Raw genomic sequence first — 16,137 nt, forward strand, 5'->3', positions numbered from 1 at the left:
CGCGACGGCCGGCCCCGCAGGATCCGGGGGCGGGATCAGCGCAGGTGGGCGGGCGCGTCGTCCAGCGGCCCGGCGCCGGCCAGGTGCCGGGAGTTGTGGACGGTCATCAGGCGGATCTCCGCCTCGGAGTAGCCGTGCTCCAGCATCAGGTCCGCCACGATGGCCAGGCCGTCCTCGACCGGCGGGTTGAAGGGCTGGCCGAGGTCGGTGGAGATGACGGAATTCTCGATGCCGGCCCCGCGGATGTTGGCGTGCCAGGTGTCCCAGGAGACCTTCCCGGTCAGCGGGGTGGTGAGGCAGCGCTCGAGGAACACGCCCTGGGCGGCCAGCGACTGCTGCGCCTGTAACCCCATCCGCTGGGAGGTGAACTCGGGGTGGGTGATGATGATCCGCTCGACCCCTGCCGCCCGCGCCGCCGGGACGAGGGCGGCCGACTCGTCCTGGTGGAGGTGGCCGGTGGCCAGGACCATGGAGTGCTTGGCCATGACCTGGAGGACCTGGGCGGTCCGGGAGGTCGGCGTGCCGTCGCGGTCGAGGACCTGGACGGCCTCCGCCTTCATCCCGGCGTCCTCGAGGTCCTGCTGGAGCTGCGCCCACATGGGCGGGGTGGCCCCCTCGGGCTCCTCCGCCAGGCAGGAACGCTGGTTGTCCGAGTCCACGGTGGGGAACCAGACGACCCTCGCCCCGCCACGGCCGGCGATCTCGACCGCCACCGGGTTCATGCCACCCACCGAGGCGTTCAGCGTGATCGCGCCCAGGGCCTCCACTTCGGGGACGAGACGGCGCACGTGCTCGGCGCGCTCCGCCGTCGGGACGTAGTGGGACTTGATGACGAACCCCGCCAGGCCCAGGTCCCGGAAGCGCCCGGCCAGGGCGATGTCGTCGATGCGGCGCGTCATGACGTCGGGCGCCACGTGGACGTGGAGGTCGTAGGCGCCCCGGACCAGTTCCCGGGCCCGGGCCGAGGGGACGGGATGCGGGCTCATGGCACCAGCATAGGCAGCGGCCGACTGGATTGCCAGCAAAGTTGTTGACAATAAGAACCCCTATCGGGAGAGTTAATGTGATCCAGTTCATAGCCGACCATTCGGGAGAACGGCACTCATGACCTCCTCACCAGCCACCGCCTCGGGCCCGTCGGCCTCGACCCGCCGGACCCCGACCCCGCACGAACGACGCAAGGTCCTGGGCGCCAGCTTCATCGGCACCGCGATCGAGTGGTACGACTTCTTCATCTACGGCTCCGCCGCCGCCCTGATCTTCGGGCCGCAGTTCTTCCCCTCCGAGGAACCCATCACCGGGACGCTGGCGGCGTTCGCGACCTTCGCCGTGGGTTTCATCGCCCGCCCGATCGGCGGACTGCTGGCCGGCCACTTCGGGGACCGGATCGGTCGGAAGAAGATGCTGCTGATCACCATGCTCGTGATGGGCGGGGCCACCGTGGGGATCGGCCTGCTGCCCAACTACGCCAGCATCGGCGTGTGGGCACCGATCCTGCTGGTCCTGCTGCGCTTCACCCAGGGCCTCGGCGTCGGGGGCGAGTGGGGCGGGGCGGTGCTCATGGCCGTGGAGTACGCACCGCGCAAGCGCCGGGCCCTGTACGGCGCCTTCCCCCAGATGGGCCTGCCGGTGGGCATCATCGTGTCCAACCTGGTCTTCATCGTGGTGACGGCCTCGCTCGCCCCGGAGGCCTTCGCGGCCTGGGGCTGGCGAGTGCCGTTCCTGCTCTCGGCGGTGCTCATCCTCGTGGCGCTGTACCTGCGCTTCAGGGTGGAGGACTCCCCCGTCTTCCAGCAGACCCAGGAGCGCCAGGAGGTCGACCGCTTCCCCCTGGGGCGCCTGTTCCGCGACCACGGTGGCACCACGGTGCTGGCCGGGCTGGCCTCTGCCGCGCCCCCGGCCATCGGCTACATCTACTCCGTGTACATGCTGGCCTACGGGACGAAGGCCCTGGGACTGCCCCAGCCCGCCATGCTGTGGCTGATCGTCGGCGGCGCCGTCATCCACCTCGCCACGGTCCTGCTCGGCGCGGTGCTGGCGGACCGGTTCGCCCAGAAGCCGGTGTTCGTCGCCGGTGCCGTCCTGGTCGTCGTGGGGGCCTTCCCCTTCTTCTGGCTCGTCGACACCGCCCAGCCAGTGCTCATCCTGCTCGGCTTCGCACTGGTGCTGCTGGCCCAGTCCCTGATGGCCGGCCCGCAGGCCGCCCTGATCGCCGAGCTGTTCCCCGCGAACGTGCGGTACTCGGGGGCCTCCACGGCCTACCAGATCGGCTCCATCGTCGGTGGCGGCTTCGCCCCGCTCATCGCCACCAGCCTGTACGCCGCCTTCGGGGCCTCCTGGCCGATCTCGCTGTACATCCTCGTCCTGGGCGTCATCGCCCTGGCGTGCATCCTGCCGCTGAGGACCGGACGGTACGACGCCTCGGCGGAGGCCGCCTGACCGGCGCCCGTACCTCACCCACCAGGGCCCGTCCTCCAGCCGGAGGGCGGGCCCTGTGCATGCGCCGCCCTTCCGCCGCCCTTCCGCCGCCCTTCCGCCACCTTCCGCCAGGCGACAGCCGGCGCGGGCCCGGCACGCCGGGCCCGCGGTATCGACGGGACTGCTTCCGGGGAACGGAAAACCCGTGGAGCGGCCCCCGGGCTCCACGGGACAGTAGTGGTCAACCCCGCACACGAACGACCCACCACCCGGAGGAACCGATGACCCACCACCTGGACAACCTGCGCAGGACCCTGGATGCCGATGGCTACGTCCTGACCGTGGACGACAGCAGGGACGACCTGCTGGACGTCCGGATCAGCGCCCGGGACGGCATCTGCAGCGACTGCCTGGTGCCCAAGCACCTCATGGCCACCATGATCGCCGCCGCCACCGGCCGCGCCAGTGAGACGATCCGCATCGCCTACCCGGCGGAGGTGCGCGACGACGGCACGCTCGTGGGCGCGGACGGCTGAGTCCCCGCGCAACACACAGGGCGGCGGTGCGTTGATCGCACCGCCGCCCTGTGGTGTCCGGCCCGCCGGTCGCGGGGGTACGGGTCCGGTCGGCATCCGCGCCCTCGCCCCACGGGGACAAGCACGCGCCCAGGCCCGGAGGAGGGGCCCGGCCGCGCGCCGCTCGCCGTGGTTCAGCCCGTGGCGACGTCGAGGGCCTGCCGGGACAGGGGATGCCCCCGGGTGGGCAGGCCCTGGTCGTCCAGCGGGAAGTGGCAGGACACCTGGTGGCCCGGGCCCATGTCCTCCAGGACCGGCGCGCGCTCCGCACAGACGTCCTGGGCGAACGGGCAGCGGGTCCGGAAACGGCACCCGGAGGGCGGATCCAGCGGGCTGGGCACGTCTCCCTTCAGGGTGACGGGTCTCCTGGCCACCCCGGTGTCCGGGTCCAGGCCGGGGACGGAGTCGAGCAGGGCCTTCGTGTACGGATGCCGAGGGGCCCGGTAGATCTCCTCGGAGGGGCCGATCTCCGCCAACTGCCCCAGGTAGAGCACGCCGACCCGGTCGCTGACCTGCTTGACCGTGGCCAGGTCATGGGCGATGAACAGGTAGGACAGGCCCAGTTCACGGCGGAGGGTCTCGAACAGGTTGATCACCTGCGCCTGGATCAGCACGTCGAGCGAGGAGATCGCCTCGTCACAGATGATGACCGCGGGGTCCAGGGCGATCGCCCGGGCGATCGCCACCCGTTGCGCCTGGCCGCCCGAGAGCTCCATGGGGCGCCGGCGCAGGTAGGTCTCCGGCCGCAGGCCGACGAGCTCCAGCAGCTCCCTGACCCGCTCGCGGCGCTGGCCCGCCGTCAGCCGGGTATGGCTCACCAGCGGCTCGGCGATGACGTCCTCGATGCGCCACCGTGGGTTCAGCGAGCCGAAGGGGTCCTGGTACACCATCTGGAAGTTGGCCCAGACCTTCTTCAGGTCGCGGTGCCTGACGGTGGTCAGGTCCCGTCCCTGGAACATCACCGTGCCGGACTTGGGCCGTTCCACCTGGATGACGGCGCGGGCCAGCGTGCTCTTGCCGGAACCGGTCTCCCCCACGATGCCCAGCGTCTCCCCCGGCATCAGGTCGAAGGACACGTCCGAGACCGCGTGGATCACACCCTCCTTCACGCCGCCCGGGCCCCGGCTCTCGAATTCCTGGACGATGTTGCGGACGGCCAACAGCGGTTCGGCGGAAGAGCCCGCCCGCTCCTCGGCCCGCTCGGTCGTCACCGTGGTGTCGGTCATCGCGTTCCTCCTGGGATCTCGGCCGCCGGGGCGGCGGCCACGGGCACCTCGTGCCCGGTGACGGGATGCCAGCAGGCGTAGGAGTGCTCGGGTTCGTGCATGTCCAGGGGTGGAGCGGTCAGGCAGGTGTCGTCGGCCTTGGCGCACCGCGGCCGGAACGGGCACCCCTGGACCGGGCGGCCGGGGTCCGGCGGGTGACCGCCCACCACCGAGAGCAGCGTGTGGGACGGGTGCGAGATCTGCGGGATCGCCTCGACCAGCGCCCGCGTGTAGGGCATGCGCACGTTCGAGAACAGGGTCTGGGTGGGGGCGCGTTCCACCACCTGACCGGCGTACATCACCATGACCTCGTCCGCATAGCTCGCCGCCAGCCCCAGGTCGTGGCTGATCATGACGACCGCCGTGCCCAGCCGCTCGCGCAGGTCCACCAGCAGGTCCATGATCTGTGCCTGCGTGGTGACGTCCAGGGCCGTGGTCGCCTCGTCGGCGACCAGGACGTCCGGCTCGGAGGCCAGGGCGATGGCGATCACCACCCGCTGGCGCATGCCGCCGGAGAGCTGGTGGGGGAATTGGTGGACGCGCTTCTCCGGAGCGGGCATGCGCACGAGGCGCAGCAGCTCCAGGACCCGCTCCGCGGCCTGCGGGCGGGACACCTGCTGGTGGGTCCGCACGGCCTCGGCGATCTGTGCGCCCACCGACATGGTGGGGTTCAACGACCGGGCCGGGTCCTGGAAGATCATGGAGATGTTCATCCCCCGGACCCGTCGCATCTGCTTGTCGCTCATGCCCACCAGCTGGCGCCCGTCCAGCACCGCCGACCCGCTGACCGCCGCGCTGGGCGGCAGCAGGCCCATCAGGGCCCGGACGGTCACGGACTTCCCGGACCCGGACTCCCCGATGATGGCCAGCATCCGGCCGCGCTGGACGTCGAAGGAGACGCCCTTGACGGCCCGGATGCGCCGGCCGTGGCGGGTGAAGGTCACCCGGAGGTCCTCGACCGACAGGACCGGGCGATCACCCACCCCGCCCCTCGGCGCCGACTGTTCCACTGAGGTTCCCACCACGCTCATCGTCCACTCATCTCATCTCGGATGTTCTCGCCCAGCAGGTTGAAGGACAGCACCGTGGCCAACAGGGCCAGGCTGGGCCACAGGACCAGCAACGGGGTCGCCGACATCGACTGCTGGCCCTCGTAGATCATGTTTCCCCAGCTCGGGTTGGGAGCCGGGATACCCAGCCCCAGGAAGCTCAGCGCACCCTCCGTGACGATGACGATTCCCATCCCGAGCATCGCGAAGTTGAGCATCTGGGGCGTGATGTTCGGGGCGATGTGCCGCAGCAGGATCCGCCAGGCCGGACTGCCGCTGAGCTCCGCGGCCTGGACGAACGGCATGGTTTTGATCCGCAGCGTCGCCGAGCGGGCGACGCGGGCGACGGCCGGGATGCTGAAGGCCGTCAGCGCCAGGATCGTGTTCGGCAGGCTGGGCCCGAGCGCCTGGGCGATCGCGATGGTCAGCACCAGCGAGGGGAAGGCGATGAAGACGTCCAGGACGCGCATGATGACGTTGTCCACCCAGCCACCGGCGTAACCGGACAGTGCTCCGATGCCACCGCCGACCACGAGCCCGATCAGGTTGACGGAGATCGCCACGAGCAGCGAGGACTGCCCGCCGTGCAGCAGGCGTGAGAGCACGTCATTGCCGTTGATGTCCGTGCCGAGCGGGTGGGACGGCGAACCGGGCGGCAGGGCGCTGTTGAGGATGTCTCCGCCCACCGGTGGATGCAGGGGCAGGACCAGGGGGCCGACGAAGCACGCCAGGATCAGCAGTGCGACGAAGCCGAGCGGGATGCCCAGCACCAGCCGTCGGCGGATACCGGCCCAGCGCAGGGACCCGCGTTCGGGGTCCAGGACGTCCGGCGCCGGCACCGCGACGACGGCGGCAGCGGGGGCTTCAGTGACTGCCATAGCGGATCCTCGGGTCGAGTACGGCGTACATCAGGTCAACGAAGAGATTGGCCAGGATGGCCACGGCGGCGAACACGAACACGCACATCTGCACCACGGCGACATCCCGGGACATGGCACCCTCGAGCATCATCATTCCCATGCCGGGCATGGCGAAGATCTGCTCGATGATCACGGTGCCGCCCACCAACGTGCCGATGTTCAGCCCGACGATGGTGAGCAGGCCGAAGGAGGAGTTCCGGAAGGCGTGCAACCACAGCACCAGCCACGGGCCCACGCCCTTCGCGCGGGCCGTGTCGATGTAGTCGGCCGCGTTCATCTGCTCCACGAGGTCCCCGCGCAGGAACCGGGTGTAGAACGCCGCCAGGGGTACCGCCAGGGCCAGGACCGGGAGCAGGACGGAGCGCAGGTTGGGCAGCAGCCCCTCCTCCAGCGGGACGAAGCCGATGGCCGGCAGCATGCGCAGCATGATGGCGAACACGAGGACCAGGAGCATCGCCAGGACGTAGTTCGGCACGGCCAGCATGGTCATCGACACGACCATCACGGTACGGTCGAAGATGCCGCCGGGACGGCGGGCGGCCATCAGGGCCACGGGGATGGCGATGAGCAGGGACACGGCGAACGCCAGGGTCACCAGTTCCAGGGTCACGGGGGCACGGTCGCCGAGCATGTCCACGACCGACTGCCCACTGACGGACGACCGGCCGAGGTCTCCCCGGAAGATGCCGAAGAGCCACCCGAAGTAGCGTTCGACGGGGGACTTGTCGAGTCCCATCCGGCGCCGCACGGCCTCGACCTGTTCCTCCGAGGCGTCCATGCCCGCCTGATTGCGGGCGGGGTCTCCCGGCATCAGTTCCAGGAGCAGGAACACCAGGACGCTGACCGCCAGCAGGAGGGGTATGGCCATGAGCAGCCGCCTGGCCAGCAGGCGGACGAAGGGCGACCCCGCCCCGCTCCGCCCGAACCCGCGATCGGCGTCCGGGCGGCGCGGGGCGTCCAGGACGGAGGCACCGGTCATTGCTCGACCCAGACCCGGTCGTACAGGACCGTGGAGTTGACCGTGAGCGCCGGGATCGGGGTGGTCAGGCCCGGCCCGTGGACTCCCTCACGGACCACCTGGGCCGGGGAGAAGGCGAAACCGAACGGGCCGTACGCCTCATCGGAGATCAGCTTGGCCGCCTCCTGGTAGTACTGGCCACGCTCCTGCTCGTCGACCGTGCCGACGGCCTCGGCGAGCACGTCGTCGAGTTCGGTGGTCAGCCCCTGGTTGAAGGCCTCCGTGGCGTTGGCCGCACCGTCCGGCAGCGGAGTGCCGCTGAACGGTGAGCTGGAGCCGAACCGCACGGAGACGCCGATGCCGGCGGCCGGCTCCCAGGCGCCGGCGGTCTGCAACATGGACTCCCACTCACCACTGGTGAACTTGGTGATCACGTCGCCGAGGGGCTGGGCCTCGATCTCGACGTCGATGCCGGCCTCCGCCCACTGCGTCTGCAGTGCCGTGGTCACCGACCGGGCGGTCACGATGTCCGTGGTCCCCAGGTTGACGGTCAGCCCGCCCAGTTCCTCGACGATCTGCCGTGCCTTCTCCGGGTCATGGGTGCGGTACCCCTCGACCTCGGGCTGGTGGAACAACCCGCCGGAGGCGGTGAAGCTCTGGCTCATGTCACCCTGCCCCTGGAAGAGGCCCTCATTGATGGCCTCGAAGTCGGTGGCGTAGTAGATGGCCTCACGGGCGCGCTTGTCGTCGAAGGGTTCCTGACGGGTGTTCAACTGGATGACGTAGGGGGAGGTCGGTGCGCCCAGGGTGGTCGTCAGGTCCGGGTTGTTCTGGGCCTGGGTGATCAGGGTGACGGCCGAGAGGCCCTCGATCGCATCCCCCTGGCCGGCCTGCAGGGTCTGGTAGGCCACCTGGTCACCGGCCACGGACTGGAAGGTGAGATCGTCCAGGTAGGGCAGCCCCTCCTTGAAGTAGTCCTCGTTCTTCTCCAGCGTCAGCTTCTCGCTCAGGCTGTTCTGGACCACCTTGAACGGCCCGGCCGCGACCGGAGTGCGGCTGAATTCCTCCGCGCCCAACTCCTTGTAGGCCGTGGGCGAGCCGATGAGGTTCATGTTCGTGGACGGCATCGTGTTGACGAACGCACCGTTGGGGTCGGCGAAGTGGATGGTCAGGGTCTGGTCGTCCACGACCTCCAGGGCGCCGAGGCGCTGCTCCACCAGCTTCTTGTCCACGTCGTCCGGCAGGGAGGCGTAGAGGTCGTCCAGGAACTGCTGGTCGAGCTCGGGCGCCTCCCGGGTCATGTCCAGAGCGATGCGTGGGGCGCCCGTGCTGCCGGCGCTGAGGTGCCGGATCCAGTTCCAGAGCACCGCCTGGGCGTCCATCGGGGTGCCGTCCGTGAAGGTGATGCCCTCACGGATCTTGATGGTGACGCTCTTGCCGTCCTCGGCGTACTCGAAGCTCTCGGCCTGGTTCGGCACGATCTGCGCGTCCTTGCCCTCCTCATCCGCCTCGAGGGTGAACAGGCCACCGAAGATCGCGGCGTTCTGCCCCAGGTTCGCACCGACGGTGTTGCTGGTCGCGGGATCCAGCCCGGTGGACCAGCCCCCGCCGAACCCGGCGTCCATGAGGACCGTCAGGTCGCCGCCGGCCTGCGGCTCGGCCTGGGCCGCGTCCGCGGCGTTCTCCGCGGGCTCTCCGGCTGATCCGCACCCGGAGAGGACCAGGCCTGCGGTGAGGGTGATGGCCGCGGCCCCGTAGAGCCGACGACGGGTGCCAGGGCGGCGGGGGTTGCTGTTCATGAGGACTCCCAGGGGAAGACGGTAGGGGTACGAGCGGGTCGTGCACGGGACCGGTCACTTGTGATCCAGGTCACGTCTGGTTGTTCTGTGAGTGTGGCCGAGCGGTTGAGTGGGTCACCACGCGCTTTCCGTCCGGCGAAAGGGCTAGGGAAGGGTGGCCGGTGACGCCGCCACGGCGCCTGCCCGCAGGTCGGGGTCTCCGTCCCTCCCCAGCCACCGGAGGGCGTTGCGGGAGGCGATGGCCTCCCAGTCCTCCACCGGCAGGTCCATCTCCCGCAACGTCCGGGCCACCGGCTCCTCCCGCAGCATCGCCGGGAAGTCCGAGCCGACGAGCAGCCGGTCGGCACCGAGCAGGTCGATGAGGTAGCGGATGGCCCGATGGTCGAAGACCATCGAGTCGTAGTAGAACCGCCGGGCGATCTCGAGCGGCGACGGGCCGTCGTCGTGCATCACCGCCCGCTCCGGGTCCACGGGACCCTCGTTCCAGGCGCCACCCCAGAAGTACTGGGCACGGGGCAGCATCATGGCGAAGCCGCCCGCGGCATGGCTGAACGAGATCCGCAGGTCCGGGCAGGCGGCGGCCGTGCCGCCCAGGGCCATCGAGCCGGCCGCGAACATCCCCTCCACGCCCACCACGTACGTGCCCATGGCCGAGGCGGGCAGCCGGGACATGGGCGACGGCATGGCGTGGACGAACACGCTCAGCCCCAGCCGCTCGGCCTCCCGGAAGAAGTCGAGGAACCGCTCATGGCCGATCGACTCACCCAGGACGTTCGAGGCGATCTCCACGCCCGCCAGGCCCAGGTCCCTGATGGCCCGCAGTTCCGCCGTGGCGGCGTCCGGTGACTGCATCGGCACCATGCCGAGCCCGAACAACCGCCCCGGGTCCACCGAGCACATCCCGGCCGTGAACTCGTTCACGTGGCGCGCCAGCGTCAGGCCGTCCTGGTCCGGGAGGTCGTAGCGCAACAGCGGGGGCATGGGACTGATCACCTCCGCGGTGACGTCCGAGGCATCCTGTTCCTCGAGCCGGCGCTCCGCGGCGAAGAAGGCGTCCCGGGCCCGGAACCGCATCGGTCCGAACTCGAGCATCCGGTCCGTGGACCCGTCCACCGCGTGCATGGACGGGAAGCACGAGGGGGCGTCCTGTGGATAGTCGGCCGGCAGGACGTGGGCGTGTGCGTCGATGATCATGGGGTTCTCCGCGCTTTCCTCGAAGGGTGTGGTTGATGGGGCCGGCCGGTGCCGGCGGTGCCGGTGGCCGGCCGCTGCCGGTGTTCAGCGGTGGGGCTCGACGGTGACGTGGAGGGCAGTGCCGTCCCCGCGCTCGCCCGCGAGGGTCTCGATGGCCTCCGCCACCTGGTCGAGCCCGAAGGTGTGGGTGTGCATCCGGGCCAAGTCGAACCGACCGGACTCGAGCAGGGAGATGGCCTTGGCGTTCGCGGCGGCGTCCACGCCGAAGGCGCCCTGGACGCTGAGTGCCCTGTTGATGATCAGGTCGGTGTTGATCGGCAGCTCCCGGCCCCCCTTGAGCCCGGCGAGCACCACGCGCCCACCGTGCCGGACCACGTTGAGGGCGTCCGTCACCGGCCCGGCCGCCATGGGCGTCAGGTCCAGGGCGACGTCGGCCATCCGCCCCGCGGTGAGGCCGGAGACCACCTCGACCACGTCCTGCGCGTCCGGCCCGTCCACCACGACGGTGTGGTCGGCGCCCAGCTGGCGCGCCACCTCGAGCTTGTGCCGGTCCGCCTCCAGGCCGGTGATCACCACCTGCCGGGCGCCGGCGGCCTTGGCCGCGATGACCGCGGCGATGCCCCGCTGGCCGGCGCCGAGCACCACGAGCGTGTCCCCCATTCCGACACCGCCGAGGTCCACGGCCCAGCGGACGCCGGCCCCCAGGGGGTTGTACATGGCGGCGATGTCGATCGGCAGGGAGTTGTCGATGCGGTGCATCACGGCGTTCGGGTCCAGGTACAGGTGCTCGGCGAAGCCCCCGACGACGGCCGGTGCGTCGTCGATCCCGGTCACCCCGTGCGAGTGCCGCCTGCGGCGGCATGATTGGTACCGGCCGACCAGGCAGTCCGCGCAGGACCGGCAGGGCACGATGACCTCCAGGGCGACGCGGTCGCCCACGGACACGCCCCAGCGTTCGGCGGCCCGCTCCCCCAGCTCCTCGATGATGCCCACCGGTTCATGGCCCGGGACGAAGGGCTGGGAGGTCATGCCCATGTGGCCCCGGTAGATCTCGATGTCGCTGCCGCAGATGCCGTTGGCCTCCACGCGCAGCAGGCCGTCGTCCGGCCCGATGGCGGGGCGGGGGAACTCTCGGATCTCGATCTGCCGGGGGCCGGTCTGCACGGCCGCGCGAATGGTCTCGGCCATGATTCGCCTTTCGGTCGGCAGCGCAACGTGGCCCTGGCCACGTGGCGCTGCAGGGTGGTGGTGGAGGACGGTGCCGGCGCCGGGCCGGCGGAGGGGTCAGCCGGCCACGGAGGTGACCGGGGGCCCGGGGGGCGCATGGCGTGCCGGGCCGCCGTCGACGGCCAGGATCTGGCCGGTGAGCCAGCGGGACTGCTCGCTGAGGAGGAACAGCGCGGCGTGGGCGATGTCCCACGCGCTGCCCTCCTTCTGGAGGGTGGTGGACTGGCGCCTCGGCTCCCGGAAGCGCTCGTCCATGTTGGCGGCGGCGAACGAGCCCCAGATGGCACCGACCTCCACGCAGTTCACGCGGATCCCCTGGGGACCCAGGGTGGTGGCGGCCCCCTCGGTGAGGTTCTCCAGTCCCGCCTTGGCCACGCAGTACGGCATGCCCGGCCCGCGGGCGCGCACGCCCACCGAGGAGATGTTGACGATGGAACTGCCCGCGGGCAGCAGCGGGACGGCGTGGCGCGTGGCCGACCATGCCGAGACCAGGTTGAGGGAGAGCAGTTCCTGGAAGCGGTCCGGGGTGACGTCGAAGATCCCCGCCCGGTCCCCGCTGGCCACGTTGTTCACCAGCCCGTCGAGACCGCCCAGCAGCTCCGCCGCCCGGGTGACCGCCTGACCGCAGGTCTCGTCGGCGGTGACGTCCGCGACGACGGGGACGGCGGTGCCCCCGGCCGTGACGATGCGGTCCACCGTGCGCTGGGCGGCTCCCGCGTCTCGGTCCAGCACCGCCACGGAGCCGCCGTGGGAGGCCACGAGCCGGGCGATGGCGTAGCCCACGCCCGGCAGCCCGCCGTTCTGGCCGGCTCCCGTGATCAGGATCCGGCGCCCCTCCATCCAGCCGCGCTCACCGGGCAGGATGGGGTCCTCGAGCGGGTCCGCGTCCCGGGCGGTGCCCGTCCGCGCCGCCAGTGTGGTCTCAGCCATGGAGTGCCCCCTCGGGGATCGTGCCGTCATGGGTGGTGGCCGCCGCCTCCGGGCCGATCACGGGCACGGGCGTCCCGGACCAGTCCGCGAAGTACCGGACCACCATGGAGATGCCCGCGTTGCGCGAACCGGCCACGGCCACGATCACCCTGTCCGGATCGGCCAGGGTGGGCTGGAACCGCTCCGGGTCCCCGCCCTGCCCCGGGAAGCGCACGCCGTTCTGCCCGGCGTCGTCCTTGCCGACGGCCTGCAGCTGCGCGGTGGTCCGTCCGGAGTGCTCCACGAGCCACCGCGCCACGTCCCGCCGCGAGTACCCCGCCCGAGCCAGCAGCTGGGCGTGCTCGGGGCACAGCACCACACCGGCTCCGGCGTGCTGGAAAATCCAGGCCCCGGACCGCCCGATGGTGTCCGCGAAGTCCGCCAGCAGCTGCTCGGGGTCGGAGGTGTGCCGGTTGTCCACGAACTCGCAGGTCCGCAACAGCGTGGTGGTCACGGCGTCACCGGGCACGCCGAGGTCCTCGGCCAGGGGTGGCCAGGGGCTCTCCTCCTCGTTCTCCGCCACCACGATCGACCACCGGCCCGGCAGGCCCTGCGTCGCCTGCTCGAGCTCATGGGGCCGGATGCCGTAGGCATTGCGGACCGTCAGCCCGATCGCCCGGCCGATCGTCGCGTTCGGGCGGAAGCCCGGGCCGAAGACGCCCCCGGAGTGGTTGATGCCGAGCTCCGTGCGGATCGCTCCGTTGACGATCACCAGCGGTGCCGGTCCGCTGGTGGACTGCCAGCCGCCGCCGCTCGTGGCCCGTTCCTTGGTCAGCGCCCGCCAGGCCGCCAGCACCACCGGGAAGTACTCCGGGCGGCATCCCGCCATCGCGGCGTTGATGGCCAGCAGTTCGACCGTGACGGTGCGGTCCACCTGTTGCAGGTGGCCGATGACCTCGTCGGCGGGCCGGCCGCCGGCGGCCAGGAACCGGTCGACCAGGTCCCTCGTGGCCGGGACCAGCGGCAGCCCGTCCGACCATCCCTGGTCGTAGGCGTACTCGATGGCCGCCTGGGCCATCGTCGCGTCCACGCGCTGGTGGCCGTTCTGTCCGGCGTCCATCACGCCGCCTCCGCCATCGTCAGGCGGCCGACGATCTCGGACACGAGGGTCCGGGCGCGGGCCCGGACCTCGTCCTCGGTGAGCACGGCCATCGGATGCTCGGTCTCCACCCACTCGTAGTCGGCGTCACCCTGCACCTGGGCCATGGCCCGGCCGGTGATGTCGAAGGCGTCCGTGAGCACGACGGCGGCCGGCAGTCCGGCGCGCTCGAAGGCGATGCCGTCGGCCACGGCGGCGGCGCTGCACGACCCGCAGTCTCCGACCCCGGTGATGACCACGTCGCAGTGCTCCCGGTACCGGTCGACGATGCTGCGGTCGACGGGCACCGAGAAGTTCTGCTTGGTCTCCACGATGCTCACCTCCCGCGCGCCGTGTTCCGTGGTCAGCAGGTCACCGACCGCACGCAGGAACAACAGGGCGTTGTGCTTGGTGTTGTCCAGCAGGCCGACCCGCAGGCCGGCCAGGGACGGGGGCCGTCGCGCCCGGTCGGCCACCGGCGGGGCCTGCACCTGGGCAGGGCCCGCCCCGGTGGGATCGAGGATCCCGTGAAGAGTGTGACTCATGGTGTCTCCCCTAGTCGTGGACGATGATGCCGCGGATGTTCCGGCCCGCGAGCAGGTCCTCGTATGCCGTGTTGACCTCGTCGAGGGCGTACCGGCGCGTGATGAGCTCCTCGAGCTTGAGGTCCCCGGACCGGTACAGGCCCAGCAGCTTCGGGATGTCGTGGAGCGGATTGCAGTCCCCGAACAGGGCACCGCGGATCTGGCGCTGATAACTGATGAGCATGCCGGCGTGGATGGTGACGGCCTGCTCGTTGAGGTGCCCCACCGAGGTGATGGTCAGCTTGCCGCCCTTGCCGGTCATCGCGATCCCGGCGTTGGCCATCTCCTGGGTGACGACGTCCGCGGTGATGATCACCTTGTCCGCCAGCTGGCCCCAGGTGGTCTCCACGACGAAGTCGTGGGCCTCCTGCGCCGTGGCGAAGGCATGGGTGGCCCCGAACAGTTCCAGTGCCGAATCCCGCTTGAACGCCACGGGGTCGACGACCACGACGTTCTTGGCCCCGGCGTAGCGGGCCCCCTGGACGGCGTTGGACCCGACGCCACCGGCTCCGAAGATCACGACGGTCTCCCCCGCGCGGACCTCGGCGGCGTAGACGGCGGACCCCCAGCCCGTGGGGACGCCGCAGCCGACGAGGGACCCGAGCTCGAAGGGGATGTCGTCCGGCAGCGGGACCACGGCGTACTCGGAGACGACCGTGTACTGGGAGAACGTCCCCAGGGTGCAGAAGCCGCCGACGTCCTCGCCGGCCTCGTCGTGGAAGCGGAACGTGTCGTCCAGGAACATGCCCGTCCCGGCGTTGAGCCCCTTGACGCACATGTTCTGGTGTCCGGTCGAACAGGGACGGCAGTAGCCGCACGCCGGGATGTAGGCGCACACCACGCGGTCCCCCGGCCTGACCCGGGTGACGCTGGGACCCACCGACTCCACCACGCCGGCGCCCTCGTGGCCGCCCACGATCGGGAAGCGGACCGGGGCGTCCCCGGCCGTGATGTGGTGGTCCGAATGGCACAGCCCCGCGGCGTGCAGGCGGACGCGGACCTCGTGCTCCTTCGGGGGGTCCAGCTGCAGTTCGGTGATCTGCCAGCCCTCGTGGGGACCGCGGGCGACGGCGGCCCGCGTGGTGAGGGTCGTCGACCCGGCCTCGTCGGTGGCGACGGAAGACGTCGTCATGGCCATGGTGGTGGCTCCTTTCAGTTCCCGGGGCGCACGGCGCCACGCATCGAGACGGTCTTGACCTGCGTCCAGTTCAGGACGGCGTCAGCGCCCATGGTCCGGCCGAAGCCACTGTTCTTGTATCCGCCGAAGGGCCCGCCGATGACGCCGGCGCCCAGGGCGTTGTTGACGCCGACCTGGCCGGCCTGCAGGGCCCGGGACATCCGCACCGCGGTGCCCACGTCCTCGGTCCAGACCGAGGCGACCAGACCGTACTCGACGCCGTTGGCCACCTCGACGGCCTCGTGCTCGTCGTCCACCGGGATGACCGAGAGCACCGGGCCGAAGATCTCCTCCTGGGCGATGGCCATGTCCGGGCTGACGTTGTCGAAGAGGGTCGGGGTGACGAAGAACCCGTCCCCGAAGTCGCCACCGGAGGGTGCGTCCCCGCCCAGCACCAGGTCGGCCCCGCCGGCCCGGCCGGCCTCGATGTAGCCCATGACGCGTTCGTGCTGGCGCCCGTTGATCAGCGGCCCCATGTTCACCTTCTGGTGCCAGGGTCCCACCGTGACCTCCTGCATCGCGGCGGCGAGGCGCTCCACCATCTCCTGGTGGACGCTGCGGTGCACCACCACCCGGGAGCCCGCGGCACAGATCTGGCCGGTGTTCAGGGTGATGCCGGTGGCGATCGCCGGTGCCGCGACGGAGAGGTCCGCGTCCGGGAAGATCACCTGCGGTGACTTCCCGCCGAGTTCCAGGTGGAGGGGGATGAGGTTCCGGGCGCAGGCCTCCATCACCGTCGACCCGGTGGCCGGGGAGCCCGTGAACCCCACCCGCCGGATCCCGGGATGGTTCGGGATGGCGGCCCCGGCCTCGGAGCCGAAGCCGGTGACCACGTTGATCACGCCCCCGGGGATGCCGGCCTCCTGGGCGAGCCGGGCCAGGGCCAGTGGGGCCAGGGGGGCGTCCTCGGCCGGCTTGATGACA

General features: G+C 71.0%; 15 protein-coding genes. 2 read left to right on the plus strand and 13 right to left on the minus strand.

What is annotated here, in order from left to right; translation table 11 throughout:
• Positions 1-35 precede the first annotated feature (35 nt).
• The gene (locus GGQ69_RS15465) at positions 36-986 is read right to left on the minus strand and encodes a DUF6282 family protein (RefSeq protein ID WP_183530170.1); all 951 of its coding nucleotides are present in this window, start codon (positions 984-986) and stop codon (positions 36-38) included.
• 118 nt (positions 987-1,104) lie between these two features.
• Between GGQ69_RS15465 and GGQ69_RS15470 the strand changes: the two genes are divergently transcribed.
• A complete protein-coding gene (locus tag GGQ69_RS15470) occupies positions 1,105-2,439 on the plus strand; it encodes an MFS transporter (protein WP_183530172.1) in 1,335 nt (444 codons plus the stop codon).
• A 260-nt stretch (positions 2,440-2,699) separates the two neighbouring features.
• Positions 2,700-2,954 carry a hypothetical protein gene (locus tag GGQ69_RS15475; protein WP_183530174.1) on the plus strand — a complete coding sequence of 85 codons (255 nt, stop codon included), beginning with the start codon at positions 2,700-2,702 and terminating at the stop codon, positions 2,952-2,954.
• 173 nt (positions 2,955-3,127) lie between these two features.
• Here the strand turns inward: GGQ69_RS15475 and GGQ69_RS15480 are convergent, their stop codons facing one another.
• The 12 genes from GGQ69_RS15480 to GGQ69_RS15535 form a co-directional block, all read right to left on the minus strand.
• On the minus strand, positions 3,128-4,219 hold the full coding sequence (locus tag GGQ69_RS15480; protein ID WP_183530176.1) for an ABC transporter ATP-binding protein: 1,092 nt from the start codon (positions 4,217-4,219) through the stop codon (positions 3,128-3,130).
• Positions 4,216-5,202, minus strand: coding sequence for an ABC transporter ATP-binding protein (locus GGQ69_RS15485; RefSeq protein ID WP_221243877.1), 987 nt, complete (start codon positions 5,200-5,202; stop codon positions 4,216-4,218). Before GGQ69_RS15485 ends, GGQ69_RS15480 begins: the two co-directional genes overlap by 4 nt.
• 83 nt (positions 5,203-5,285) lie before the next feature.
• Positions 5,286-6,185, minus strand: coding sequence for an ABC transporter permease (locus tag GGQ69_RS15490; protein ID WP_183530180.1), 900 nt, complete (start codon positions 6,183-6,185; stop codon positions 5,286-5,288).
• Positions 6,172-7,206: an ABC transporter permease gene (locus tag GGQ69_RS15495; RefSeq protein ID WP_183530182.1), complete on the minus strand. Its 1,035-nt coding sequence runs from the start codon at positions 7,204-7,206 to the stop codon at positions 6,172-6,174. Before GGQ69_RS15495 ends, GGQ69_RS15490 begins: the two co-directional genes overlap by 14 nt.
• Positions 7,203-8,984: an ABC transporter substrate-binding protein gene (locus GGQ69_RS15500; protein WP_183530184.1), complete on the minus strand. Its 1,782-nt coding sequence runs from the start codon at positions 8,982-8,984 to the stop codon at positions 7,203-7,205. Before GGQ69_RS15500 ends, GGQ69_RS15495 begins: the two co-directional genes overlap by 4 nt.
• Before the next feature lie 144 nt (positions 8,985-9,128).
• Positions 9,129-10,178 carry an amidohydrolase family protein gene (locus GGQ69_RS15505; protein ID WP_183530186.1) on the minus strand — a complete coding sequence of 350 codons (1,050 nt, stop codon included), beginning with the start codon at positions 10,176-10,178 and terminating at the stop codon, positions 9,129-9,131.
• A gap of 84 nt (positions 10,179-10,262) precedes the next feature.
• A complete protein-coding gene (locus GGQ69_RS15510) occupies positions 10,263-11,366 on the minus strand; it encodes a zinc-binding dehydrogenase (protein WP_183530188.1) in 1,104 nt (367 codons plus the stop codon).
• 96 nt (positions 11,367-11,462) lie between these two features.
• The gene (locus tag GGQ69_RS15515) at positions 11,463-12,335 is read right to left on the minus strand and encodes an SDR family NAD(P)-dependent oxidoreductase (protein WP_221243878.1); all 873 of its coding nucleotides are present in this window, start codon (positions 12,333-12,335) and stop codon (positions 11,463-11,465) included.
• Positions 12,328-13,434, minus strand: a complete 1,107-nt coding sequence (locus tag GGQ69_RS15520; RefSeq protein WP_221243879.1) for a hypothetical protein — start codon at positions 13,432-13,434, stop codon at positions 12,328-12,330. The genes GGQ69_RS15515 and GGQ69_RS15520 overlap by 8 nt, the downstream gene beginning before the upstream one ends.
• Positions 13,434-13,997 (minus strand): UGSC family (seleno)protein, encoded by a 564-nt coding sequence (locus tag GGQ69_RS15525; protein ID WP_183530190.1) that lies wholly within the window; start codon positions 13,995-13,997, stop codon positions 13,434-13,436. Before GGQ69_RS15525 ends, GGQ69_RS15520 begins: the two co-directional genes overlap by 1 nt.
• A gap of 10 nt (positions 13,998-14,007) precedes the next feature.
• The gene (locus GGQ69_RS15530) at positions 14,008-15,168 is read right to left on the minus strand and encodes an NDMA-dependent alcohol dehydrogenase (RefSeq protein ID WP_183530192.1); all 1,161 of its coding nucleotides are present in this window, start codon (positions 15,166-15,168) and stop codon (positions 14,008-14,010) included.
• Between the two features lie 20 nt (positions 15,169-15,188).
• Positions 15,189-16,137, minus strand: a 949-nt coding sequence (locus tag GGQ69_RS15535) for an aldehyde dehydrogenase (protein WP_183530194.1), incomplete at its 5' end; no start/stop codon positions are given.

The sequence above is a fragment of the Micrococcus sp. TA1 genome (assembly GCF_014199555.1).
GTDB lineage: Bacteria > Actinomycetota > Actinomycetes > Actinomycetales > Micrococcaceae > Citricoccus.